This window comes from Kribbella sp. WER1 (assembly GCF_054189145.1).
The window spans coordinates 6,428,976-6,451,392 of record NZ_CM135186.1; the positions used below are offsets into that span (position 1 = coordinate 6,428,976).

Genomic DNA, 22,417 nt, shown 5'->3' on the forward strand with positions numbered 1-22,417 from the left:
GCACCCTAGAGTCCTCCCGATCCTTGCCCACGTGCTGGCGATCATCGCGGTCGCGCCGCTGCTGTGGATCCTGATCAGCGCGCTGAAGCCGGCCGACGACGTGTTCAACTTCGGCTGGCCGCAGCACTGGACGCTGAGCAACCTGCAGTACGTGCTGCTGAAGATCCCGATGCCGCGGTTCATGCTGAACTCCGCGGTCGTGTCGGTGACGGTCACCGTGGTCGCACTGTTCTTCCACTCGATGGCGGCGTACGCGCTGGCCCGGCTGCGGTTCCCGGGCCGCGGGATCATCTTCTCCGGCATCATGTCGACGCTGCTGGTGTCGCTGCCGGTGATCCTGGTACCGCTGTTCCTGGTCGCGAAGCAGCTCGGCCTGCTGGACAGCTACGCCGGGCTGATCGTGCCGAGCATCTTCCACGCGTTCGGGATCTTCCTGCTCCGGCAGTACTACCTGAACATCCCGCGGGAGCTCGAGGAAGCGGCCGACCTGGACGGCTGCGGGTACTGGCGCCGCTACTGGAGCGTCATCCTGCCGCTCAGCCGGCCCGTCCTCGCGTCGCTGTCGGTGCTGTTCTTCCTGGCCAACTGGAACGCGTTCCTCTGGCCGCTGACCATCACCCGGGACCCGGACCTGCGGGTCATCCAGCTCGGTATCTCCGGCATGCAGGGGCAGTACGCCGCTGCCTGGAACCTCATCCTCGCGGCCGCGGTGATCGCGGCCGTCCCGACCGTCGTGGTGTTCGTCGCGGGCCAGCGCCGGCTGGTGGACGCGATGAAGACCACGGGACTCAAGTGAAAGGCCACCACCAATGTACGGCGACTACGGGAGCAGTCTGCGTGACCTGCCTCGGCTCCGGGACTCCAAGCGCCGCCGGGCGTCCAGCTGGGACCGGACCGGCGGCAACGACGACCGGTTGACGATCCGCCCGGGCGAGACCGCCGTACTGGCGGACATCGAAGGACCGGGGTCGATCAACCACATCTGGTGCACGGTCGCACGGGACAGCCCGTGGGGACCGGACGAGGCCGACGGCGACTACCTGCGCAAGCTGATCCTGCGCATCACCTGGGAGGACTCCGACCAGCCCAGCGTCCTGGTGCCGCTCGGGGACTTCTTCGGGGTCGGGCACGGGAGGACCGTGAACTTCGTGTCGGCGCCGCTGCAGATGAGCCCGCAGGACGGGAAGGGCTTCAACTGCTGGTTCCACATGCCGTTCGCCTCGCGGGCCAAGGTGGAGATCGTCTCGGAGCTGACGACGGCGCCGGTGTTCTTCTACTACTACGTCGACTACGAGCTGTTCGACGGCGCGCAGGACGGGCTCGGGTACTTCCACGCGTCGTACCACCGGCAGAACCCGACCGACGGTGTTGCGCAGGGCAACGAGACGCTGCGGCAGTACCAGGTCGAGGGCACCAACCTCAGCGGCGACGGCAACTACGTCGTCCTCGACACCGAAGGGAAGGGGCACTACGTCGGATGCGTGGTGAGCATCCGGAACCTGCGCGAGTCGCCCGAGTGGAACTGGTACGGCGAGGGCGACGACATGATCTTCATCGACGGCGAGCCGTTCCCGCCGTCGCTGCACGGCACCGGGACCGAGGACTACTTCAATACCGCGTGGTGCCCGAGCGAGGCGTACTCGGCGCCGTACCACGGGATCACGCTGCCCGGTGGCGAGAACTGGAGCGGCGAGATCTCGCTGTACCGCTTCCACATCGAGGATCCGATCACGTTCTTCCGCAGCATTCGCGTGACCATCGAGCACGGTCACGCCAACAAGCGCAGCGACGACTGGTCGTCGGTCGCGTACTGGTACCAAACCCTGAAGGGATAGCTCATGAAGCGTGGGGCCTTGCTTGCTGTCCTGCCGCTGGTCTTCGGAACGGCGACACTGCTCACCCAATCCTCTTCCGGCTTGCCGTCGGCAAGCACCACTCCGATCGGCACCGCCCAGGTCGAGTCGAAGGGCACGCCGAGCAAGAGCGACGGCGACCTTTGGCCGTCTTGCTGGTCCAAGAACGACAAGATGTACGCCGCGAACGGCGACGGCAAGGGGTTCAGTACCGACGGGCCGTTCGCCGACGTCGCGGTCAGCGAGATCAACGGCACGCCCGGGAACTTGTCCGGGGCAACGATCGCGAAGGGCGACCAGCTCGGGCAGGTCTGGAGCGGCGCCGGGTACAACCGCAAACCGACCGGGATGGTGTGCGTCGGGGACACGCTGTACCTCGCGGTGCAGGACCTCGCGCTCGACTTCAACGACGTACCGGCGGCGACGATCCTGAAGTCGACCGACCACGGGCGGACCTGGACGTGGGACAAGGCGAAGCCGATGTTCTCGAACCACGAGTTCACGACGATCTGGTTCGCGGACTTCGGTCGCGGCGGTGCGTCGGCTCCGGACGGGTACGTCTATGCCTACGGGCTGGACGGGAACTGGCGGGATTCGTTCGACGACACGGTCGCGGATCCGCAGTCGGTGTTCCTGGCGCGGGTTCCGCGGGACGCGGTACAGAATCGGAGTGCGTGGAAGTTCTACACCGGATCCGGGTGGTCGCCCAAGCTCGCGGACCGGAAGCCGGTGCTCACCGACACGCGGCGGCTGTACGCGCAGACGTACGGGACGAACGCGTCGAACCTCAGCGTGATCAGCCAGGGCGGCGTCACGTATCTCCCGGCACAGAAGCGATATGTCTACACGTCCTGGACCGAGTACACCTTCGAGTTCTACGAGTCGCCGACGCCGTGGGGTCCGTGGAAGCACTTCCTGTCCAAGGACTTCGGCGGGTATCCGTGGTCGACGTCGAAGTACGGCGGGTACGGCGTGACAATCCCGTCGAAGTTCGTCCAGCCGGACGGCAAGACGATGTACATCCAGGCGAACGTATGCCCGTGCGGGGGCGGCGGGATCGGTACGTCGGTGTACAACTTCAACCTGCGCAAGCTGGTGCTGACGCCGTCGTCCGATGCGCCGGCCGCGAACCTTCCTGGTCCTGACAACCTCGCGGCCGACGGGGTGGCGATCTCGAAGTCGTCGCAGTCCGGGAGTTTGGCGTTGATGAACGACGGCGCTCGCACGGGCAGTGAGTCGGACTTCGACGACGAGGTGAAGGGCGCGTCGTGGTGGGGGTACGAGTGGCCGGCGCGGCACAAGATCAACAACGTCGAGTTCACGTCCGGCGCGGTGTCGGCGGAGGGCGGGTACTTCACCGGGCGTCCGCGGGTACAGGTCCGGCGCGACGGTTCTTGGGTCGAGGTCGGCTCGCAGACGGTGTCACCGGCGTACCCGGGTGATGCGTCGGCCGGGGCGAACACGACGTACACGATCACGTTCCCGACGCAAGAGGCCGATGGTGTCCGGGTGATCGGGCTGCCCGGCGGGACGCGTTCGTACACGACGGTGTCGGAGCTGGCGGTGCGGTACGTCGCGCAACTGGCGGACGGCGGATTCGAGGGCACCGGGGGCGGGAAGCCGGCGTGGTCCTTCGAAGGTGCAGCGGCCAACGGGGTCGATCGTGGTCTCGGGTTCGCCCACTCGGGCGCAAACAACGGGTGGATCCGCTGCACCTGCACAGGCTTCAGCGACCTGTACCAGAACGTGCCGGTGGTGCCCGGGGCGACGTACACCTTCGGCTCCTGGATCAACGCATCGGCCAACCTCCCCGCCGACCAGGGCCGCTTCGGCGTCCGCAACGGCACCACGGACCTGGCGAGCACGACGTTCGCCGCCGGCACGGGCTACGTCCACCACGAGGTCACGGTCAAGGTCCCACCAGGCGTCCACGAACTCACCGTCTACGCGGGCTTCGACGGACCGAACAAGGACACCTGGATCCAGGTAGACGATTTCACAGTGAGCTGAGGCTCCGCTTTCCGGAAAGAAGTTGGCGCATAGTGCGAACTTCTTTCCGGAAAGCCTGGCTACTCAGGCCGCCGTCAGCGCCGCGAGGGCGTGGTTCATCGCGGCGTTGAACTCTTCCGGCGTCAGCGGCAGCCGGCGCTTGACATCCCGGCTCCACTGGTCGGCGAGGACTTCGGCGGAGCCCGCCTCGATACCGTCGAGCGCGGCATCGGCCAGGTCCGACGGCGCGATCTTGTCCACCGGCCAGCCGGCGGACATATCGGTGTCGGCCAGGCCGAGGTGCACAGCAGTGACGAGCGTGCCCTGCTCCGCGAGCTCCAGGCGGACGCCGTTGGTCATGGCCCACGCGGCGGCCTTGGCCAGGTGGTAGGCGTTGGCCCCCTTGGTACCGAACCACGACATAGCGGAGAGAACGTTCACGATCGCGCCTCCGCCGTTCCTGGCGAGCGCGGGCGCGAACTCCCGGATCATGCTCAGGTGGCCGAGCACATTGGTTTCCAGCTCGAGCCGCACCGCGGTCAGTGAGCCGGTCACCAGATCGGTACCGGTCTGGATGCCCGCGTTGTTGACGAGCAGGGAGACGTCAGGGGCGGCCTCGGCGGCGGCCCGGACGGAGGTGAGATCGGCGATGTCGAGCGGCAGCACCTCGACCCCGGGCAGGTCCACGGTCTCCGGTCGGCGTGCCGTCGCGTAGACCTTGCGAGCGCCGCGTTCGAGCAGGCGCTGGGCGAAAGCGCGGCCCAGGCCGCGGTTGGCACCGGTGACGAGCGCGACCGAGTCGTTGATATCCATGTCCGGTACGCTAAAACCTGACGTTGACGTCAGAGTCAAGGGTCGGTCGTCAGGTTCGGAGTGAGAGGCATCACCATGACTGTCACGGAGGCCTCGGCCGAGCGTCTGGTCCGCATCGGCGAGGTGGCGCGGGGTGCCGGCGTCTCGGTGCGCGCCGTGCGCTACTACGAGCAGCAGGGACTGCTCGTCGCGGAGCGCAGCCCGTCCGGCCAGCGCCTGTACCGGCCGGACGCGGTCACCCTGGTCCGCTTCATCCAGCAGATGTACGCCGCCGGCCTGAGCAGCCGGCGGATCGCGGAACTCCTTCCGTGCTGGGACTCCGGGCACACCGATGCCGAGCAGCGAGCCATGCTGCGAGCCGAACGCGACCGCATCCAGGCCAAGGTCGACGACCTACAGGCCGCCCTGGACCGCCTCGACGAAGTCATCACGATCACAGCCAAGCACCCGTAGGGCTGGATCCAGGCAGACGACTTCACAGCGGCATGACCATGAGCAGACAGGGGTTGCTTCCCCAGAACCCTTGCAGTTCCTCGAGTGGACGGAAGCCCACAGCTCGGTAGAACTTCCTGGTGTGTGCGTAGCCGGGATCGGGGTGCGAAGGACCCAGGGTCTTCACCTGGAGCAGTTCGCACCCGTCCCGGCGCAGCTCTGTCACCAGTTGGTTGACCAGAGTTCGGCCGATGCCCTGGCGGTGATGATCGGGCTTGACTGCCAGCAGGTGGATTTCGGTCGCCTGGGGAAATGCCGCTTGTGGAGGAGTAGGCCGACTGGTTCGTCCCCGGCGTACGCCACCACGCCGGGGAGGGTGTGGGCGGCCCGTACGTACTCCGCGTTGGCCTCGGGGATGCCGAACCAGGTGGGCAGTTGCGCGAGGAGCGACTCGGTGATGGTCGCGAGGGTGTCCGGGCCCAGCGCGGTGGTGATGTCCATTACGGCCAGGGGAGTAGGTCGGGGGTGGGACCGGTGATGGTGGTCGGGGTGGGGCGGCCGGCGTACCAGGCGGTGAGTGAGGTGAGGGGGCCTGTCAGTTTCACTTCGGCGCCGGTGCCGTTTTCCCAGGTGGTTTCCGGGGACTGGAGGATCAGGTGGGTGTGGTCGGGGGTGCGGGGGCGGAGGAAGTCGAGGAGGTGGAGGCAGAAGTCCTTGGACCAGCTCGCGGGGGTGACGCCGAGGTTGAGGTCTGAGGTGTGGATGGTGAGTTCGCGCCAGGTCGCTTGCAGGCCGGCGGAGAGGTTGCTGTTGCGATGCTGGATCGGGAGCGGCCAGTCCGTCGGGCTGACCTTGTCCCAGGAGGCGAGCAGCGCGGTGACCGCCTGCGTCAGGTGGGTCTTGAGCTCGGCGGCGGGGCGGTCGGCGCCGGCTTCGATGGCGGCGTCGCGGGCGGGGCGGCCGCCGTCGTACACCTCGACGAGCCGGCCCTGGAGGGCTTCCTCGACCTGGCGGGTCATCGCTTCGGAGAAGTACGCGATGTGCGTGATCACGTGACCGCGGGACCAGCCGGGCAGCACCGAGTCGCCGCGGGCGGTCGCGTCGTCGAGGTCCGCGGTGAGCGCGAGCAACTGGTCGGCGATCGCGTGTACGTCGTTCAGGGCCACAGGAATTCCTTCGTCCAGGTGTTGTCGAGGGTGTAGCGCAGCCGTACGTGCCGGCGATCCGGGTCGGCCTGCCAGAACTCCACCTCGTCGGCGTGCAGCGAGTACAGGGTCCAGGTCGGCGCGACCAGGTCCGGGTCGAGCGCGATCCGGTCCTGCTGTTCCTTGACGGCCGCGTCGATCTCCGAGCGATCCGTGAGTACGGCGCTCTGCTTGCCGACCAGCGCCTCCGCCCGGGCCGCGACGGGCCGTTGCCGGAAGTCGCGGTCGGAGTCCTCGCGCGCGGCAGGCTGCACCCGGCCGGCGATCCGGACCTGCCGGCCGAGCGGGACCCAGTAGAAGGTGAGCGCGGCGTACGGCGAGGTCGTCAGCTCTTCGCCCTTTCGGCTGGTCGACGTCGACGCGAACTGCCAGCCGTCGCGAGTCACGTCCTTGAGGATCAGCACCCGCGCATTCGGCCGGCCGTCGGCGCGGACGGTCGAGAGGGTCGCGGCGCACGGCTCGACCACCGGGTGGTCGATCGCGGTCAGCAGCCAGTCGACGAACAGGTCGTGCGGGGCGTCCGGGGCGGTCGACGGGTCCAAGGCCGGCGGGGTCCCGGTCAGCGTCGGCACGGCGCGCAGCCGGGTACGAAGGTCGGTCACGCTCCGAGACCCTAGGCCAGGTATTCACATGGCAGCAACAGGTTTTCCCATTAGTATCACCGAATGACCACCCTGGCCTTCGCCCTGGCCGCCACCATCAAGCACGACGGCCACGGCGGCATCGCCGACCTCCTCTCGACACCCGAGCAGACGGCCGCCTGGCTGCGTGAGCACTCGACCGACCTGGGGAGGTTTTTGCCCCCGGGCGGGGCGGAAATCCTCCCCACACTGGATGCGGCCAGGGGGTGGGGCGAGCTGGTGCGGGTGCGGGGGGCGGTACGGGCGTTGTTCGCGCGGGCGGTTGCGCCGGGGACGCCGAGCAAGGCCGACGCGAATCGGTTGATGAAGGTGGAGGACGCGCTGGAGGTGGTGAACCAGGCGGCGGAGTTGCTCGGGACGACGCGGCTGGAGTGGGACGAACTGCCGAGCGTGCGATGGGCCTACCGGACCGACGACCCGGTGGGCCTCCTCGTGGGCGCGGTCGGGCGGTCGGCGATCGACTTCCTCACCGGGCCGGATCGTGCCAGGTTGCGGGCGTGTCCGGCGGCGCGGTGTGTGAAGTACTTCCTCCAGGACGACCCGCGGCAGACCTGGTGCTCACCGGCCTGCGGGAATCGCGAGCGGGTGAACCGCCACTACCGGAAACGCACCGCCGGATAGCCTGGGCGTTATGACTGTCGCGCGGTTCAAGGACCTCTGTGTCGACGTGGCGTCGCCGAGTGAAATGGCCGCGTTCTGGGGGCGGGTGCTGGGCCTGACGACGCCGGCCGACAACCCCGGCGTGCTGGTCGGCGACGTACCGGAGCAGACCGTCTGGATGTGCCAGGTCCCGGAGCCGAAGACCGTGAAGAACCGGGTGCACCTCGACGTGCACGCCGGCGCGGTCGCCGACCTGCAGGCGGCCGGGGCGACCGTGACGTCGCCGCAGTCCGAGGAGCAGCACTGGACGGTACTCACGGATCCCGAAGGCGGCGAGTTCTGCGGATTCGTCCGCGATACGGACCCGGCGTACAGGCTGATGGAACTGGTCGTCGACTCGGCCGACCCGGAGCGGCAGGCGCGCTGGTGGGCGGACATCGTCGGCGGCGAGGTCGCGAGTACGCCGGACGTCCCGTGGTACTGGCTGGAGAACGTCCCCGGCCTCCCGTTCCCGTACTGGGTGTTCGTCCCGGTCCCGGAGCCGAAGACCGTCAAGAACCGCGTCCACTGGGACGTCACCGCACCCGCGCTGCAACCGGTCCTCGACGCGGGTGCGACACTGCTCCGGCCACGGGACAGCGAGATCGGCTGGCACGTCTGCGCCGACCCCGAGGGCAACGAGTTCTGTGTGTTCCTGCCACCGTCGGAGACTTCATGACCAAGCTGGACCTGACCGCGAGCGCCGCCGACCTGACCGAGGTACTGGTCAACGTCTCGTCGGTCAGCGGCACCGAGGAGAAGCTCGCCGACAAGGTGGAGAAGGCGCTCACGGCGTACCCGCACCTGAAGGTGTTCCGGCACGGCAACACCGTCGTCGCGCGCACCGACCTCGGGCGCGACGAGCGAGTGGTTCTGGCCGGTCACCTGGACACCGTCCCGCTCAACGACAACCTCCCGGCCCGCCGCGCCGACGGGCTGATCCACGGCCTCGGCGCCTGCGACATGAAAGGCGGCGTCGCGGTCGCGCTGCGGCTCGCCGCGACCCTCGACGAGCCGAACCGGGACATCACGTACGTCTTCTACGACTGTGAGGAGATCGAGGCCGAGCGGAACGGGCTGTACAAGCTGACCCGCTCCAACCCGGAGCTGCTCGAGGGCGTGTTCGCGGTCGTGATGGAGCCGTCGAACGCCGTCGTGGAGGCCGGCTGCCAGGGCACGATGCGGATCGAGGTCAGCACCCGCGGCGAGCGCGCGCACTCGGCCCGCTCCTGGATGGGGTCGAACGCGATCCACGCGGCGGGTGAGGTGCTCGCTCGGCTGGCGCGGTACGAGCCGCGCCGGGTGCCGATCGACGGGCTCGAGTACCGCGAGGGGCTGAACGCGGTCGCGATCACCGGCGGCGTCGCCGGGAACGTCGTACCGGATCTGTGCACAGTGACGATCAACTACCGGTTCGCGCCGAGCCGGTCGGAGGCCGAGGCCGAGGCGCACCTGCGGGAGGTGTTCGAGGGGTACGACGTGGTCGTCACGGACTCGGCGCCCGGCGGACTGCCCGGGCTGGAGCGGCCGGCCGCGGCGGCGTTCCTGCAGGTGGTGGGTGGGGACCCGCAGCCGAAGTTCGGGTGGACGGACGTGGCGCGGTTCACGTTGCTCGGCGTACCGGCGGTGAATTACGGGCCGGGTGACCCGCTGTACGCGCACAAGCAGGACGAGTTCGTGCCCGAGGCCGAGATCGAGCTGTGTGAACAGCGGCTGAGGAGTTGGTTGACAGACCACGCCTAGACGGGCCCGGTTACCGGACAGGCCATAACCTGGACGCATGTCAGAACCATCGATCCACCCCGACCGTCCGGTCGGCCAGCAGCAGCGCGGGCCGATCGTGATGCGGCGCAGTCAGGTGCAGCACTCCACCTCCGAGCAGCGGCTGCTGGACAGCCGCGGGCCGTCGGACTGGGTGCACACCGACCCGTGGCGGGTGCTGCGGATCCAGTCGGAGTTCATCGAGGGATTCGGGATGCTCGCCGAGCTCGGGTCCGCGATCAGCGTGTTCGGGTCCGCGCGGACCAAGCCGGACGATCCGATGTACGCCGCCGCCGAGGAGTTCGGGCGGAAGCTGGTCGGCGCTGGGTACGCCGTGATCACCGGCGGCGGGCCGGGCGTCATGGAGGCCGCGAACCGCGGGGCGTCCGAAGCCGGCGGCGTGTCGGTCGGGCTCGGCATCGAACTGCCCTTCGAGAACGGCCTGAACGAATGGGTCGACATCGGGATGAACTTCCGGTACTTCTTCACCCGGAAGACGATGTTCGTGAAGTACGCCCAGGGGTTCGTGGTGATGCCCGGCGGGTTCGGCACGCTCGACGAACTGTTCGAGGCGCTCACGCTGGCGCAGACGCGCAAGGTCACGTCGTTCCCGGTCGTGCTGTTCGGCACGTCGTACTGGGGCGGGCTGGTCGACTGGCTGCGTACGACGATGCTCGAGGACGGCAAGATCTCCGCCGCCGACCTCGACATGTTCGTCGTCACCGACGACGTCGACGAGGCGATCAGCTACATCGTCAAGGCCGGCGAACTCGCCGACGCCGCCGCCGAGGAAGCCGCCGCGGCCGCCGCGGCCGAGGTCGACGGGACGCGCGCCCTGGGGTCCGACGGCAGCTGAAACCCCGGGTGATTGTGCGGGTGACTCGGGCGGCATGGCACGATCGGACCCGTGATGTGGTTCTTCGGGCTGATCGTGGTGCTGTTGATCGGGGCTGTCGCGGTGGTCGCCTCGGGGCGTTGGGGTGCCATGAGTACGGCGTACGACGACCGTCCCGACATGACCGTCCCCGCCCGCCAGGCGCTGACCTCGACCGACATCGAGTCGGCCAGGTTCGCCGTCGGCGTCCGCGGCTACCGGATGGACGAGGTCGACACCCTGCTCGAACGCGTCGCGAAGGAGGTCGCCGAACGCGACCGCCGAATCGCCGACCTCGAACGCGCCGTCGCCCCCATCGTCGACTCCCCCGAGGGCCACGGCTTCACCTCGAAGCCGTACGAAACCCCCGACTTCGAAGACACCGGCTCCCACCAACCCATCCTCGTAGGCGGCCCCGACCCCATCACCCCGGCGTCCGAAGACACACCCAGCGACGAAGCGCATGCTGCTGATACGGAGGACGCCGCGGCTGCTGCCGGTACGACGGAGCCCGCTGCTGCTGGAGGCGAGGACGCTGCTCGTACTGCGGCGACCGGGGCTGTCGGCGCACCGACCGAGAGTGAAGCCGCCCGAGCTGAGGCTGCTGGTGCTGATGCTGGTGCTGATGCTGATGCGGCGGACGGCGCGCGTGCTGCTGGCGGTGCAGACGTCGGCGACGCAGCTCATACGCCGGAGACGGCAGCTGATACGCCGGGGACAGCTCGTACGTCGGAGACGGCATCTGGTACGGCGGACGCCGCTCGTACGTCGGAGGTTGGTGCTGATACGCCGGAGGCTGACGCTAGTACGCCGGAGGCTGCGGCGGGTACTGCGGCGGCTGCAGTTGATACTGCGGAGGCCGGGCCTGCGGAGGCTGGTGCTCTTGGGAGTGCTGGTGCCGGGGCTGCGGAGGCTGGTGGGCTTGGGAATGCTGGTGGCGGGGATGAGCCGGAGACGCGGGAGCTGCCGCGGGCCGGGCGGGCTGCTGCTGATGAGTACGAGCGGTTGCAGGCGGAGGCGCGCGCAGTACTGGAAGCCCAGTCGCAGCCGGTAGCCCCGCGGCGTACTCCGGCTCCTGCGCCGGAGGACGAGCAGCCACAAGCGTCGTACCAACCGTCTCACCCAGCCCCGCAGAACCGGCCCCACCCGGAGCCATCTGCGCTCACCCCTGCACAGCAGTACGACGAGCTGAAGCTCAACCAGCCCGCCCCCGTCCGCCTACAACAACCAACAGCACCCCCGGCCCCGGAACCGAGCCCCGCAGCGCAGCCGGCGCCCCACGAACAGCCGACCCGAGCCGAGTGGCAGCAGCCGAACGCTTGGAACGGTCAGCCGGCGAACCGCCAGCAGCCAGCCGAGTCGAGCACACAGAGCGAGCCGAGTACACAGAGCGAGCCGAGTACCGGCGAGCCGGACGCGCTCAACGGCCAGCAGCCGCAGAGCGAGCAGCAGGCCAGCGAGCAGCAGGCGAGCGGTGGGCACTGGACGGGGCAGTCGGGTCACGTGGAGCAATCCGGTGAGCAGCAGGTGGGGGAGTCGAACGGACGGCAGGCTGGTTCGCCGCGTGCGGCGGGTGAGTCGCAGGTGGATGGGGCGGGGCAGCCGCAGGAGGGGGACGAAGGGTGGCGGTTTTGGCCGCCGGCTTCGGAGGGTGGGGATGGGGTTTATCAGCGGCCTAGCTGATGGTGGGGAGCCGGCTCGCGGAGTTTTGTCGGTGGGGTCGGGTTCACTGGTGGCATGGTCGTTGGGCAGTGGGAGCTGCTGCGCTTGTGCGCGGTGACGCGTCCCGGGGCGGTCGTCCGCGGGACGGCAACGTGTGGCTCGGGCGCGCGTTCGTCGGGGCAGATGCGATTGTGCGGCCGGTGTTCGAGGGGCTGACGCGGGTGTTGCTTCGGTGGGTTGTGGAGGAGATCGGGTGACGGTGACAAGCCCGGACGGGCAGGAGCGGTGCGGGTGGGCTACTTCGGCGCCGGAGTACGTTGAGTATCACGACACCGAGTGGGGTAAGGAGATCCGCAGCGACGTCGGGCTGTTCGAGCGGATGACGCTCGAGGGGTTCCAGTCGGGGCTGTCGTGGATCACGATCCTGCGGAAGCGGGAGAACTTCCGGTCCGCGTTCGCGCGGTTCGACCCGGAGGTGATCGCGGCGTACGGCGATGCCGACTTCGAGCGGTTGATGGCCGACACCGGCATCGTCCGGAACCGGTTGAAGATCAACGCGACGATCTCGAACGCCCGCGCGCTGCTCGAGCTGGCGGAAGGTGAGTTCACCGAGTTGCTGTGGTCGTTCCGGCCGGCGAAGCAGAAGGTGCCGAAGACGCTCGCCGACGTACCGGCGACGACGCCGGAGTCGGTGGCGATGTCGAAGGCGCTGAAGAAGCATGGGTTCGTGTTCGTCGGACCCACCACGGCGTACGCGTTGATGCAGGCCACCGGTATCGTCAACGACCATCTGAAAACCTGTATTGCACGGTGATGCTCGTGCACGTGCATCTGCAAACGGCAACTGCATAAGGCTTTTTGCGGATTTCCCAAGACAAACGGCTGAACGAGTTGTGCTCCGGGTACGGAACGTGATGAGGTGTTCAGCGGGCTCCCCGACTGTCAGGTGGTTGTCCGGCCGTGACTCGCCCGGCCGGAACGCGGTCGTGGAGCCCACCAAATTTTCCTACGGGCGCTTGTTCGTCCCGTCCGCGGTGAAGCTGGTCCGGAACACATCTGTTCCGGTCAGCCCGCTCAACTGCACGCCGTCCGCACCGGTCGTCAGATACAGATTCGCTTCCGCATAAGCATCAGCGGCGTCGTCGTCCGCGGTCCCGAACTGCCGCGTCCAACTACGGACGTGATCCGGCGAGTACTTCGCCAGTACGCCGTCGAACTTCCCGAGCGGCGTCTCCAGCGCGCCGTCGGTGAATCCGCCGACGTACACCGAACCGCCTGTGTCCACAGCGATCGCGGCGCCCTTGTCGTTCCCGCTGGTCCCGAACTGGTCGCGCCAGGTCAGTACGCCGTCCGCGTCCGCGCGCGCGACCACGATGTCCTTGTCGCCGATCAACGTTCGCGCGAAGTCGCCGGCCGTGTACCCGGTCAGGTACACGCCGCCGGCGGGATCCGCCGCCAGCCCCCACACCTCGTCGGACGCCGACGTACCGATCTGCTTCGTCCACACAGCATCACCCGCGGTCGAGTACCGCATCAGCAGCCCGTCGATCCCACCGGAGCCACTCGTCATCCCGCCGAGGTACACCGAACCGCCGGACACCGCGACCGCCATGCCCTTGTCCTCGCCCGCGCTGCCGTTCTGCCGCAGCCACACCTGCTTGCCGTCGCCGTCGTACCGCGCGACGAACACGTCCTTGTCGCCCTGATTCGCCCCGCCGAGCGCGCCCTTCGTGTAACCGCCGACGTACACGTCCGTCCCGTCCACCGCCAGCCCGTAGCTGCGATCAGCAACGCCGGGTACGCCGAACTGCGTCAGCCACCGCCGATTCCCGTCGCCGTCGTACTGCGCCACGAACGCGTCGTCGGTGGTGTTCCGGGGATGCGCCCCGTCGAGGTCACCGTTGGTGTACCCGGTCACCACGACCCGCCCGTCCGCGTCCACCGCGACGCCGTACGCCCGGTCGGAACCGCTCGACCCCAACGTCCGGGTCCAGGCGCGCGACCCGTCCGCGGCGTACTTGGTCACCGACACGTCCGTCCCGGAGGCCGCCTGGTAAACGTTGCCCGAGGCATCGGTTGCGATCCCGCCGGCGCGGTCGTCGCCGCCGAGGTCGGTGATCTCGGCCTGCATCGGCGTGGCCGGCGGCTTCCCGAGGTACTGGAAGACGTACTTCGCGCCTTCGGTGAACGTCGGCCCCCACACGTCCCAGTCGTGCCCGCCGTCGACGACGCGGAACTCCGACGTCAGGTTCGGCACCCGGGCCGCCTGGTTGTAGACGACGTGCGCCTCGAAGTCGAGGTCGTGGGTGGCGTCAACGGGTTTCGGGTTCTTGTACTCGTCGTCGCCGACCGCTATGTACAGATGCGAGGACAGCCCGCTCGCGGCGAACGACCTGAGCGCGACAGGCCAGTTCAGCTTCAGGTACGTCGCCTCGGCGAACGGGTCCTTACCCTTGCCGAAGGCACCGAAATCGCGGGTGCTGGAATCGCTCGGCGGCAGCGGGAAGTAGACGGCCGGGCTGAGCACGATGCCCGCGCCGAACACGTCCGGATGCGCGAGCGTGTACCGCAGCGCACCCGCCCCGCCCATCGAGTACCCGGCGATCGCGCGGCCGGTGCGGTCGGCGATCGTCCGGTACGTCGCGTCCACCTGCGGGACCAGGTCCTTGAAGAACGCGGTCTCCACCGGACGCCCCGGCTGTGTTTGACCGTCTTGGGCACCTTTGTACGCCGAGTCGACGTACCAGCTCGCCCGGTTGCTCCAGGGTGCGTCCGGCATGATCGCGATCGTCGGCGGGATCTCGCCGCGCCCGATCAGGTCGTCCAGGCGGCTCTTCACCTGGGTCCAGGCGCTCATCGTGTCGCCGCGGCCGTGCAGCAGGTAGAGCACCGGGTACCGGCGGGTGGACGTGTCGTACCCGGCCGGCAGGTAGGCGTTGTAGTCGATGTCCTCACCGAGCGTCGCGGAGCGGATGGCGGCGGACTTGATGGTCCCGGGCTCGGGCGCGGGGGCCGCACTCGAGCCGGGTACGACGAGACTCCCGACCAGCGTGGCGGCGGTCAGGACAGGTAGCAGCAGTTTCCTCACACGGCAGTTTGTAATCGCTTACGTAAACGATTACAAGCCTTCGGTCACCGTCCGGTGAAGGTGGGCTTTTGTTTGGCGACGAAGGCGGCTACGGCGTTGTGGTGGTCTTCGGTGGCGCCGGTTTCCTGCATCTTGGCGGCCTCGAAGGCCAGGGACTCGGCGAGGGTGTGGCTCGCCGAGTAGCCGAGTGACTGGCGGACCGCGCCGTACGCGACGGTCGGGCCGGCCGCCAGCTTGCGGGCCAGCTCGAGTACGGCGGCGTCGAGGTCGGCGGCGGGGACGACCGACGAGGCCAGGCCGAGTTCGAGGGCTTCGGCGGCCGGGACGGTCCGCGGGAAGTAGAGCAGTTCGAGGGCGCGGGCGTGGCCGATCAGGCGGGGGAGGGTCCAGGAGATGCCGGTGTCGCAGGACAGCGCGATGCCGGTGAACGCGAGGTTGAAGCCGGCCGTGTCCGCGACCACCCGGAAGTCGCACGCGAACGCCATCGACGCGCCGGCCCCGGCGGCCACCCCGTTGACCGCGGCAATCACCGGCTTCGGCATCTCGGCGAGCGCCAGCGCGATCGGTGCGTAGTGGTCCGGCACGGTGCTCCAGAGCGCGGCCTGGTCGTTCGCCTGCAGCAACCCGATGTGTTCCTTCAGGTCCTGCCCGACGCAGAATGCCCGCCCGGTCCCGGTCAGTACGACGACCCGCACCGCCGGGTCGTCGGCGGCGGCGCGGATCGTGTCGCGGAGCAGCACCTTGGTCGGCGTGTCGAGCGAGTTCATCGCGTCCGGCCGGTTCAGGGTGACGGTCGCGACGCCTGCATTGACGGCGTACAGGACGGAATCACTCATCGTGGTCAGCTCCTTGACTGTCAGTGAGAATTTGCGTGCTGGGTCAGGCAGTCGTCGACGAAACGCCCGGCCGCGGGGCCCAATCGTTCGGCGTGGAAATCGAAGAACGCGGCCGCCTTGGTCCCGGCCCAGCCGGCCGGCAGCAGCTCGTCCGGCAGCCCCGGATCCCGGAACAGGAACTTGCGCCATTCGTGCACCAGTTCGGACCGGACCGCGAACGCCTGCTCGTCGCCCGCGTCCGCGCCGCCGCCGTCGACCAGCGCCTTCGCCTCGATCAGCCAGGCGTCGTACGACGCGCCGAGCTCGTCGAGTTTCCAGACCCGCCGGGCGAACGTCGGGGCCCCGGCGTCCACCGGCGCCCGGAAGCGGTCCGCGGCGATGCCCTCCATCTCGAGGATCTGGTCCACCTCGGCGTCGTTGCGCAGCCCCACCCAGGCGCCGTCGGACAGCGGAGCCCAACCCAGGAAGGCGAGTTGGCTCGCGAGCTGGTCGCGGCGGCGGGCGTTCGGCACCTCGCGGAGAATGCCCAGGTGCCAGTGCCGGTCCCAGTCGCCCGGACCCTCCGAACCGGTCACCACCGGCGTGCCGTCCGGCGCGGTCCGGTAGATACGCGCGGCCGCGTCGTCGAGGCGGCGACGCGCCCGGGAGGTCAGTCCGTATCCGGGCTGTCCCTCGATCCGGACCGGCTCCAGCCAGCCCTGCCGGACCATCCGGGACACGGCGGTCCGGACGGCCGGTGGATGCACGCCCAGCGGCGCGAGCAGCCGGACGAGGGCCGCGACCGGAGCCTGCGCACCTCGCGCGCGCAGGTGGTCGCCGTACAGGTCGAAAAGGGCTGAACGGGCGTGCACAAGACTCGAGTCTGCCGTATGGTGCACGGCCTTGGCCTGAGATCGGGAATAATGGGGTGCGGTACACACCGATTAACACTGCGATACGCGCCGACGGCGCATCACCGCAACGGCGCCGGCCACGGTCCCCCGCGCGGTGTCGTCGCTCAACACCGACACTGGGAAGGGGTGCGCGCATGGCGGCGATGAAGCCGCGGACGGGCGATGGTCCGCTCGAGGTCACCAAGGAGGGCCGCGGGATCGTGATGCGGGTTCCGCTCGAGGGCGGCGGACGGCTCGTCGTCGAGCTGAACGCCGACGAGGCGACCGAGCTCGGCAACGCACTGAAGGCCGTCGTCGGCTGATCACAACCTCCGGGGGTGCCAGCGCCCCCTGTCTGTCACTCCGACCCCGGTGGGTGCCTGCCCAGGCACCGGCCGGGGTCGTTACGGTTGTCCAACTCTGTTTGATCAAACCACAGTGAGGTCCTCCTAGTGGCTCGCCGCAGCAGCTCGTCCCCTTTTCCCAGCCTTCCGGGTGTCGTCTGGCAGCCCGGTCTTCCGGTGCACGGGTCGTCGACCTGGGTGATCGTCGTCGGCGACGAGTTGCCGGCCGCCGCCAAGGAGGCGGGTGAGCGGCTGGGGGTCGACCTCGGCCGGCTGCTCGAGGTGCAGCGCGAGACCGGCTTCACGCCGAGCGCCGGCAGTACGGCGGCGTACCCGCTGCTGGCCGGCGAGGTGACCGAGATCCTGCTGGTCGGGGCCGGTGCCGGGGACGCGAAGGACCTGCGACACGCCGGGGCGGCGATCGCCCGGTTCGGTCGCGGCAAGGACGAGCTCACCACCGTGGTTGCCGAGGGCATCGATGACGCGGCGCTCCAGGCGTTCGCCGAGGGCGTCGTGCTCGGGTCGTTCTCGTACACCCAGAAGACCGTCGATCCGGGCAAGCCCGCGGTCGGTGCGGTGACGCTGACCGACGGGTCGGCCGCCGCGCGGCAGGACGTGCTGGACCGCGGTGTCGTGATCGGCCGGACCGGTTGGCTGGCGCGGCAGCTCGCGATCACCCCGTCGAACGAGAAGGACCCGGCCTGGCTGGCCGCGCGGGCGACCGAGATCGCCGCGGCGACCGGTCTGGTGTCGACGGTCTGGGACGAGAAGCAGCTGGCCGCCGACGGGTTCGGCGGGATCCTCGCGGTCGGTCAGGGTTCGACCCGCCCGCCGCGGTTCATCCGGCTCGACTACGCCCCGGCCGGCTCCGGCAAGGACACGCCGTACGTCGTGCTGGTCGGCAAGGGCATCACGTACGACACCGGCGGCCTGTCGCTGAAGCCCCGCGAGGGCATGGTGTCGATGAAGCGCGACATGACCGGCGGCGGCTCGGTGATCGCGACCATGTCGGCGCTCCGCGACCTCGGTGCGAACGTCCGGGTCACCGGCCTGATCTGCGCGGCGGAGAACATGCCGTCGGGGACGGCGTACCGTCCGGACGACGTGATCCGGCACTTCGGCGGCCGCACCACCGAGGTGAAGAACACCGACGCCGAGGGCCGGCTGGTGCTCGCCGACGGTCTCGCGTACGCCGTCCAGGAGCTGAAGCCGGACGTGCTCGTCGACATCGCGACGCTGACCGGCGCGATCAAGGTGTCGCTCGGCGCGATGCTGTACGGCGGGCTGTTCGCCACCGACGACGCGCTCGCGGACAACCTCGCCGATGCCGGCCGGGTCTCCGGCGAGGAGCTGTGGCGGATGCCGCTGCCGGCCGCCTACGAGGAGCTGATCGCGACCCCGGTCGCGGACTCGGTGAACAGCTCGAAGGGCCCGGGGTCGATCACCGCCGCGCTGTTCCTGAAGGCGTTCGCGGGCGACGTGCCGTGGGCGCACCTTGACCTGTCGTCGATCGCGGAGTCGCCGGCCGACCGGTTCGAGTACTCGACCGGCGCGACCGGGGCCGGCGCCCGGCTGCTCAGCACCTGGCTGGCCTCCGACACGCCGACCTCCGGCATCGCCTGAAGCGCACCTTTCGTGGGTTGACGTCCGAGATGCAGGGTTTGCGCCCTGGATCTCGGACGCAAACCCTGCACCTGATAGGTGGACCCACCAGAGGGTTATCCACAGGGCGGGCCGTGGGGGCAGCGCGGTAGGCGGCCGGCGGTTGATGCTGGTGGGGTGAACGGACGACTGAAGGCGATCGCGGCGCGGCAGGGCGGCGTGGTCAGCCGGGCGCAGGCGATGAGCGCCGGATACACCCGTGAGCAGATCCAGCGGCGCCTGACCGACGGGCGCTGGGAGCGGATCAGGTACGGGCAGTACGCCGAGCGCTCGGACACGCGCGACCTGCCCGCCTGGGAGCGGGGCCTTGTCGCCCACCGGCGTCTCGTGCACGCGGCGATGAACTCCATGCGCCCAGGCACCGCGGTCGTCAGCCACCATTCGGCACTCGTTATGCACGGTGTACCCGTCTGGCTGGCCGACCTCTCCGAAGTCCAGTTGACGCGGACCGCGGGCGCCCGGAGCGGGCCGAGGACCGACGTACGGCACCACCGGTCGTCGCTCACCACGTCGGATGTGACGACGGTTGACGGGCTCGCCGTGACCGCGTTGACCCGAGCGGTGGTGGAGGTCGCCGGTACGTCGTCCTTCGAAGCGGGTGTGGTGAGCGCCGATGCGGCCTTTCGGAGGTCCGACGTGAACGAGGATGAGTTGCGCCGGCTGCGCGAGGTGACGTGCAACGGTGGTCCGCGGATTCGTGCCGTGCTCGACTTCGCCGATCCGTTGTCCGAGTCTGTGGGCGAGACGCGGCTGCGGGTCCTCCTCCACAACGAGGGTCTGCCGGCACCGGCGCTTCAGGCGGAATTCGCCGATGCGGACGGCTTCGTCGGCCGGGTGGACTTCTGGTTCCCCGAGTACAACACCGTCGTCGAGTTCGACGGTCTGACGAAGTACGGCGACGGGTCGCCTGAGGTGCTGGTTCGGGAGAAGCTACGTGAGGACCGCCTCCGGGCACTGGGGCTGGAGGTCGTCCGGATCACCTGGGCGGACCTCGAACATCCGGCCCGCACTGCGATGCGCATCCGGCAGGCGTTCGACCGCGCCCGCCGTACCCCGCTGGCCGGCTGACAGCCCGCCGACTCCCGTCCCCGGCCCGCGCCTTTCGTGGGTTGGCGTCCGAGATGCAGGGTTTGCGCCCAGGATCTCGGGCGCAAACCCTGCAGCGGGGTGGTGGACCCACGAGAGGCGACTACCTGAACCGCGCGCAGAGGAAGTCGACGATCCGGTCCCGGGCCGGCTTCGCCTGCGGTACCAGGCCGGGCATGCTGATGAAGGCGTGCCCGGCCTTGTCGTACTCGCCGACCTCGACCGCGGTCCCGGCCGCGCGCAGTTCGTCGGCGTACACCCGCCCGTGGTCCGCGACCGGGTCGAGCACCGGGATGATCGCCAGCGTCGGCGGCAGGCCGGCCAGGTTGCCGGCGTACCGCGGCGACAACGACTGCGGATCGGTGCCCTCCGGTACGGCGAGGCGCCGGAAGAACTCGAGGCCCTCGCGGGTCAGCGTCGGCGTTTCCGGGTACTGCGCCACCGAGTCGTAGTCGAGCGCCGTCGCGGTCACGTCGACGCACGGGTTGACCAGCACCTGCGCCCGCAAGGACAGGCCCGCGCCCCGGGCGCGGAGCGCGGACAGCGCCGCCACCATCGACCCGGCGCTCTCGCCGGCGACCGCCACCCGGGTCGGGTCGATGCCCCAGTCCGCGGCGTTCTGGAACACGTGCCGCAGGACGTCCCAGCCGTCGTCGACGATCGCGGCCAGCGGGGTGTCGTGGTCCATCAGCCGGTGCTCGACGGACACCACCACGGCCGACACGCGGGCGGCGACGTGGCTGTTGATCCAGTCGCACTGCACCGCCGTACCGACGTAGCCGCCGCCGTGGACGTGCAGCACGAGCGGGAGCTTGCCCTGCCGGTGCGGGCGGTAGACGCGGACCCGGAGCGTGCGGTCGGCGAGCTGGACCTGCTGCCAGCCGATGGTCACGCCGCGGTGCGGGAAGCCGGTCAGCAGCGGGGCGAGGCGCGAGGTGACGATCCGGTTCGCGACCTCGCCGAACGCGGCCAGGTCCGCGGGCGACATCGTGCGGTAGTCGGGCTCCTTGCGGAGCGAGTAGACCAGGCGGACGCCCAGTGGCGGCTGGTGTGTCTGGTGCGGCTGGTGTGTCTTGGTGGTGGCGGCGGTCTTGAGCATCGGGCACCGTCCTGCGGTTTCGCTACGATTGGTATCGATACCGACGGTAGCATAACTAGGTAGGGTGGGCCTATGGCTTCCAGCACCCGGCCGCCCGGCCGGCCCCGGTCCAGCGTCGATACGGAGGTGTTCGCGGCGACGCTGCGGACGATCCACGAGCTCGGGTACACCCGGGCCACCGTCGACCGGATCGCCGCCGCCACCGGGATCGCGAAGACGACGATCTACCGCCGCTGGCCGTCGAAGGGCGCGCTGGTCACCGCGACCCTGGTGGACTCGTTCGGTCCGTTGCCGCTGACCGGGCAGGACCGCGACGCCGACGTCGCCGCCGCGATCCGGTACGGCGCCCGCGCGGTCGCCGAGCCCGGTGTCGCCGCGGCGTTCGCGGGGGTGTTCACCGACGCGATCGGGGATCCGGCGCTCCGCGAGATCCTCGCCACCCAGCTGCAGGACCCGTACCGCAAGGTCCTGATGGAGGCCCTCGGGCTGTCCGAGCAGCGGGTGCTGTTCGTCATCGACGTGGTGATCGGCACGCTGTTGCACCGGATGGGAATGACCGGCGAGCCGATGGTCGAGGCCGACGTCGAGGACCTGATCCGGATGCTGCAACGCGAACTGCGCTAGCTTTCCGGAACTTATTCGTCGCTGAGCGGCGGAAAAGTTCCGCGAAGCGGCGGTCAGGCGCCGATCGCGTCCAGTTCGGCCACGGCGTCCGCGGGGAGGACGAGGTCCCGGGCGGCGACGTTCTCGCGGAGGTGCTCCACCGACGACGTACCCGGGATGACCACGCTGGTCGTGGAGCGCTGCAGCAACCAGGCGAGCGCGACCTGCTGCGGGGTGGCGTCCAGGCGGGCGGCGACCTTCGCGAGGGTCTCCGACTGCAGCGGGCTGAACCCGCCGAGCGGGAAGAACGAGGCGAACGCGATGCCGTGCCCGGCGCAGTACTCGACGAGGTCGTCGTCCGCGCGGGTGACCAGGTTGTACAGGTTCTGCACGGTGACGAACGGCGCGATCGCGGCGGCTTCCCGGAGTTGCGGCATCGTGACCGCGCTCAGCCCGAGGTGCCGGATCAGCCCCTCCTGCTGGAGTTCGGCGAGCACCGTGTAGGGCTCGGCGATCGAGTCGTGGTTGCTTTCCTCGCGGGCCGCGGTGCGGAGGTTGACCACGTCGAGTACGTCGAGGCCGAGGTGCTCGAGGTTCTCGTGGACCTGCCGCTTCAGGTCGTCCGGTTCCAGCGCGACGTCCCACGAGCCCTCGGGCCCGCGCCGGGCGCCGACCTTGGTGACCAGATGCAGGTCGTCCGGGTACGGATGCAGCGCCTCCTTGATGATCTCGTTGACCACGGTCGGGCCGTAGAAGTCGCTGGTGTCGATGTGGGTGACGCCGAGCGCGACGGCCTCCCGCAGTACGGCGATCGCCTGGTCGCGGTCCTTCGGCGGTCCGAAGACCCCGGGGCCGGCCAGCTGCATCGCGCCGTACCCCATCCGGGTGATGGTGAGGTCGTCGGCAAGGGTGATGGTCGAATTCGTCATACCTCCACTGTTCGGCGTCGCGCGCGGAA

General features: G+C 69.4%; 24 protein-coding genes. 14 read left to right on the top strand and 10 right to left on the bottom strand.

The window, feature by feature from the left end; translation table 11 throughout:
- The first annotated feature begins 31 nt into the window (after window positions 1–31).
- From ACXJJ3_RS31440 to ACXJJ3_RS31450, 3 genes are read left to right on the top strand one after another with little or no spacing between them, the layout of a single operon-like run.
- Window positions 32–796 carry a carbohydrate ABC transporter permease gene (locus tag ACXJJ3_RS31440; RefSeq protein ID WP_458165475.1) on the top strand — a complete coding sequence of 255 codons (765 nt, stop codon included), beginning with the start codon at window positions 32–34 and terminating at the stop codon, window positions 794–796.
- Between the two features lie 13 nt (window positions 797–809).
- Window positions 810–1,835, top strand: a complete 1,026-nt coding sequence (locus ACXJJ3_RS31445) for a glycoside hydrolase family 172 protein (RefSeq protein ID WP_458165476.1) — start codon at window positions 810–812, stop codon at window positions 1,833–1,835.
- A 3-nt stretch (window positions 1,836–1,838) separates the two neighbouring features.
- Window positions 1,839–3,863, top strand: coding sequence for a DUF4185 domain-containing protein (locus ACXJJ3_RS31450; RefSeq protein WP_458165477.1), 2,025 nt, complete (start codon window positions 1,839–1,841; stop codon window positions 3,861–3,863).
- Between the two features lie 63 nt (window positions 3,864–3,926).
- Here the strand turns inward: ACXJJ3_RS31450 and ACXJJ3_RS31455 are convergent, their stop codons facing one another.
- Window positions 3,927–4,655 carry an SDR family oxidoreductase gene (locus ACXJJ3_RS31455; RefSeq protein ID WP_458165478.1) on the bottom strand — a complete coding sequence of 243 codons (729 nt, stop codon included), beginning with the start codon at window positions 4,653–4,655 and terminating at the stop codon, window positions 3,927–3,929.
- 75 nt (window positions 4,656–4,730) lie between these two features.
- Between ACXJJ3_RS31455 and ACXJJ3_RS31460 the strand changes: the two genes are divergently transcribed.
- A complete protein-coding gene (locus tag ACXJJ3_RS31460; protein ID WP_458165479.1) occupies window positions 4,731–5,108 on the top strand; it encodes a MerR family transcriptional regulator in 378 nt (125 codons plus the stop codon).
- Window positions 5,109–5,130: 22 nt separating this feature from the next.
- Here ACXJJ3_RS31460 and ACXJJ3_RS31465 read toward each other — a convergent pair whose 3' ends face one another.
- Genes ACXJJ3_RS31465 through ACXJJ3_RS31480 form a run of 4 tightly spaced genes read right to left on the bottom strand, consistent with a single transcriptional unit; the run spans window position 5,131 to window position 6,894 of the window.
- Window positions 5,131–5,382, bottom strand: a complete 252-nt coding sequence (locus ACXJJ3_RS31465; RefSeq protein WP_458171969.1) for a GNAT family N-acetyltransferase — start codon at window positions 5,380–5,382, stop codon at window positions 5,131–5,133.
- Window positions 5,310–5,588, bottom strand: coding sequence for a hypothetical protein (locus tag ACXJJ3_RS31470; RefSeq protein WP_458165480.1), 279 nt, complete (start codon window positions 5,586–5,588; stop codon window positions 5,310–5,312). Before ACXJJ3_RS31470 ends, ACXJJ3_RS31465 begins: the two co-directional genes overlap by 73 nt.
- Window positions 5,588–6,253, bottom strand: a complete 666-nt coding sequence (locus ACXJJ3_RS31475) for a maleylpyruvate isomerase family mycothiol-dependent enzyme (protein ID WP_458165481.1) — start codon at window positions 6,251–6,253, stop codon at window positions 5,588–5,590. Before ACXJJ3_RS31475 ends, ACXJJ3_RS31470 begins: the two co-directional genes overlap by 1 nt.
- Window positions 6,244–6,894, bottom strand: a complete 651-nt coding sequence (locus tag ACXJJ3_RS31480) for a pyridoxine/pyridoxamine 5'-phosphate oxidase (protein ID WP_458165482.1) — start codon at window positions 6,892–6,894, stop codon at window positions 6,244–6,246. The genes ACXJJ3_RS31475 and ACXJJ3_RS31480 overlap by 10 nt, the downstream gene beginning before the upstream one ends.
- Before the next feature lie 63 nt (window positions 6,895–6,957).
- On the opposite strand from ACXJJ3_RS31480, the gene ACXJJ3_RS31485 reads away from it, so the two are divergent.
- From ACXJJ3_RS31485 to ACXJJ3_RS31510, 6 genes are all read left to right on the top strand, one after another.
- Window positions 6,958–7,554, top strand: coding sequence for a CGNR zinc finger domain-containing protein (locus ACXJJ3_RS31485; RefSeq protein WP_458165483.1), 597 nt, complete (start codon window positions 6,958–6,960; stop codon window positions 7,552–7,554).
- 10 nt (window positions 7,555–7,564) lie between these two features.
- Window positions 7,565–8,251 (top strand): VOC family protein, encoded by a 687-nt coding sequence (locus ACXJJ3_RS31490; protein ID WP_458165484.1) that lies wholly within the window; start codon window positions 7,565–7,567, stop codon window positions 8,249–8,251.
- A complete protein-coding gene (gene dapE, locus ACXJJ3_RS31495; RefSeq protein WP_458165485.1) occupies window positions 8,248–9,315 on the top strand; it encodes a succinyl-diaminopimelate desuccinylase in 1,068 nt (355 codons plus the stop codon). Before ACXJJ3_RS31490 ends, dapE begins: the two co-directional genes overlap by 4 nt.
- 37 nt (window positions 9,316–9,352) lie before the next feature.
- Window positions 9,353–10,189 (top strand): LOG family protein, encoded by an 837-nt coding sequence (locus tag ACXJJ3_RS31500; RefSeq protein WP_458165486.1) that lies wholly within the window; start codon window positions 9,353–9,355, stop codon window positions 10,187–10,189.
- A gap of 54 nt (window positions 10,190–10,243) precedes the next feature.
- Window positions 10,244–11,890, top strand: a complete 1,647-nt coding sequence (locus ACXJJ3_RS31505; RefSeq protein ID WP_458171970.1) for a DivIVA domain-containing protein — start codon at window positions 10,244–10,246, stop codon at window positions 11,888–11,890.
- Between the two features lie 232 nt (window positions 11,891–12,122).
- A complete protein-coding gene (locus tag ACXJJ3_RS31510) occupies window positions 12,123–12,683 on the top strand; it encodes a DNA-3-methyladenine glycosylase I (protein ID WP_458165487.1) in 561 nt (186 codons plus the stop codon).
- 192 nt (window positions 12,684–12,875) lie between these two features.
- On the opposite strand, the gene ACXJJ3_RS31515 is transcribed toward ACXJJ3_RS31510, so the two are convergent.
- Genes ACXJJ3_RS31515 through ACXJJ3_RS31525 form a run of 3 tightly spaced genes read right to left on the bottom strand, consistent with a single transcriptional unit; the run spans window position 12,876 to window position 16,644 of the window.
- Window positions 12,876–14,957, bottom strand: coding sequence for an alpha/beta hydrolase-fold protein (locus ACXJJ3_RS31515; protein WP_458165488.1), 2,082 nt, complete (start codon window positions 14,955–14,957; stop codon window positions 12,876–12,878).
- Window positions 14,958–15,001: 44 nt separating this feature from the next.
- Window positions 15,002–15,793, bottom strand: coding sequence for an enoyl-CoA hydratase/isomerase family protein (locus ACXJJ3_RS31520; protein ID WP_458165489.1), 792 nt, complete (start codon window positions 15,791–15,793; stop codon window positions 15,002–15,004).
- A gap of 20 nt (window positions 15,794–15,813) precedes the next feature.
- On the bottom strand, window positions 15,814–16,644 hold the full coding sequence (locus tag ACXJJ3_RS31525) for a PaaX family transcriptional regulator (protein WP_458165490.1): 831 nt from the start codon (window positions 16,642–16,644) through the stop codon (window positions 15,814–15,816).
- A gap of 176 nt (window positions 16,645–16,820) precedes the next feature.
- On the opposite strand from ACXJJ3_RS31525, the gene ACXJJ3_RS31530 reads away from it, so the two are divergent.
- From ACXJJ3_RS31530 to ACXJJ3_RS31540, 3 genes are all read left to right on the top strand, one after another.
- Window positions 16,821–16,988: a DUF3117 domain-containing protein gene (locus ACXJJ3_RS31530; RefSeq protein ID WP_012923066.1), complete on the top strand. Its 168-nt coding sequence runs from the start codon at window positions 16,821–16,823 to the stop codon at window positions 16,986–16,988.
- 198 nt (window positions 16,989–17,186) lie between these two features.
- Window positions 17,187–18,632 (top strand): leucyl aminopeptidase family protein, encoded by a 1,446-nt coding sequence (locus tag ACXJJ3_RS31535; protein ID WP_458165492.1) that lies wholly within the window; start codon window positions 17,187–17,189, stop codon window positions 18,630–18,632.
- Between the two features lie 156 nt (window positions 18,633–18,788).
- Window positions 18,789–19,739 (top strand): type IV toxin-antitoxin system AbiEi family antitoxin domain-containing protein, encoded by a 951-nt coding sequence (locus ACXJJ3_RS31540; protein WP_458165493.1) that lies wholly within the window; start codon window positions 18,789–18,791, stop codon window positions 19,737–19,739.
- A gap of 121 nt (window positions 19,740–19,860) precedes the next feature.
- Here ACXJJ3_RS31540 and ACXJJ3_RS31545 read toward each other — a convergent pair whose 3' ends face one another.
- Complete coding sequence (locus ACXJJ3_RS31545) at window positions 19,861–20,856, bottom strand: alpha/beta hydrolase (protein WP_458165494.1); 996 nt, start codon at window positions 20,854–20,856, stop codon at window positions 19,861–19,863.
- Window positions 20,857–20,928: 72 nt separating this feature from the next.
- On the opposite strand from ACXJJ3_RS31545, the gene ACXJJ3_RS31550 reads away from it, so the two are divergent.
- Complete coding sequence (locus tag ACXJJ3_RS31550) at window positions 20,929–21,480, top strand: TetR family transcriptional regulator (RefSeq protein ID WP_458165495.1); 552 nt, start codon at window positions 20,929–20,931, stop codon at window positions 21,478–21,480.
- Between the two features lie 53 nt (window positions 21,481–21,533).
- On the opposite strand, the gene ACXJJ3_RS31555 is transcribed toward ACXJJ3_RS31550, so the two are convergent.
- Window positions 21,534–22,388 (bottom strand): oxidoreductase, encoded by an 855-nt coding sequence (locus tag ACXJJ3_RS31555; RefSeq protein ID WP_458165496.1) that lies wholly within the window; start codon window positions 22,386–22,388, stop codon window positions 21,534–21,536.
- Window positions 22,389–22,417 lie beyond the last annotated feature (29 nt).

What these genes read in the sequence shown, in the direction of transcription:
- ACXJJ3_RS31545 (WP_458165494.1), bottom strand. Translation starts at nt 20,856, where the DNA reads ATGCTCAAGACCGCCGCCACCACCAAGACACACCAGCCGCACCAGACA.
- ACXJJ3_RS31455 (WP_458165478.1), bottom strand. Translation starts at nt 4,655, where the DNA reads ATGGATATCAACGACTCGGTCGCGCTCGTCACCGGTGCCAACCGCGGC.
- ACXJJ3_RS31460 (WP_458165479.1), top strand. Translation starts at nt 4,731, where the DNA reads ATGACTGTCACGGAGGCCTCGGCCGAGCGTCTGGTCCGCATCGGCGAG.
- ACXJJ3_RS31520 (WP_458165489.1), bottom strand. Translation starts at nt 15,793, where the DNA reads ATGAGTGATTCCGTCCTGTACGCCGTCAATGCAGGCGTCGCGACCGTC.
- ACXJJ3_RS31450 (WP_458165477.1), top strand. Translation starts at nt 1,839, where the DNA reads ATGAAGCGTGGGGCCTTGCTTGCTGTCCTGCCGCTGGTCTTCGGAACG.
- ACXJJ3_RS31445 (WP_458165476.1), top strand. Translation starts at nt 810, where the DNA reads ATGTACGGCGACTACGGGAGCAGTCTGCGTGACCTGCCTCGGCTCCGG.
- ACXJJ3_RS31550 (WP_458165495.1), top strand. Translation starts at nt 20,929, where the DNA reads ATGGCTTCCAGCACCCGGCCGCCCGGCCGGCCCCGGTCCAGCGTCGAT.
- ACXJJ3_RS31505 (WP_458171970.1), top strand. Translation starts at nt 10,244, where the DNA reads ATGTGGTTCTTCGGGCTGATCGTGGTGCTGTTGATCGGGGCTGTCGCG.
- ACXJJ3_RS31555 (WP_458165496.1), bottom strand. Translation starts at nt 22,388, where the DNA reads ATGACGAATTCGACCATCACCCTTGCCGACGACCTCACCATCACCCGG.
- ACXJJ3_RS31530 (WP_012923066.1), top strand. Translation starts at nt 16,821, where the DNA reads ATGGCGGCGATGAAGCCGCGGACGGGCGATGGTCCGCTCGAGGTCACC.
- ACXJJ3_RS31490 (WP_458165484.1), top strand. Translation starts at nt 7,565, where the DNA reads ATGACTGTCGCGCGGTTCAAGGACCTCTGTGTCGACGTGGCGTCGCCG.
- ACXJJ3_RS31470 (WP_458165480.1), bottom strand. Translation starts at nt 5,588, where the DNA reads ATGGACATCACCACCGCGCTGGGCCCGGACACCCTCGCGACCATCACC.
- dapE (WP_458165485.1), top strand. Translation starts at nt 8,248, where the DNA reads ATGACCAAGCTGGACCTGACCGCGAGCGCCGCCGACCTGACCGAGGTA.
- ACXJJ3_RS31485 (WP_458165483.1), top strand. Translation starts at nt 6,958, where the DNA reads ATGACCACCCTGGCCTTCGCCCTGGCCGCCACCATCAAGCACGACGGC.
- ACXJJ3_RS31500 (WP_458165486.1), top strand. Translation starts at nt 9,353, where the DNA reads ATGTCAGAACCATCGATCCACCCCGACCGTCCGGTCGGCCAGCAGCAG.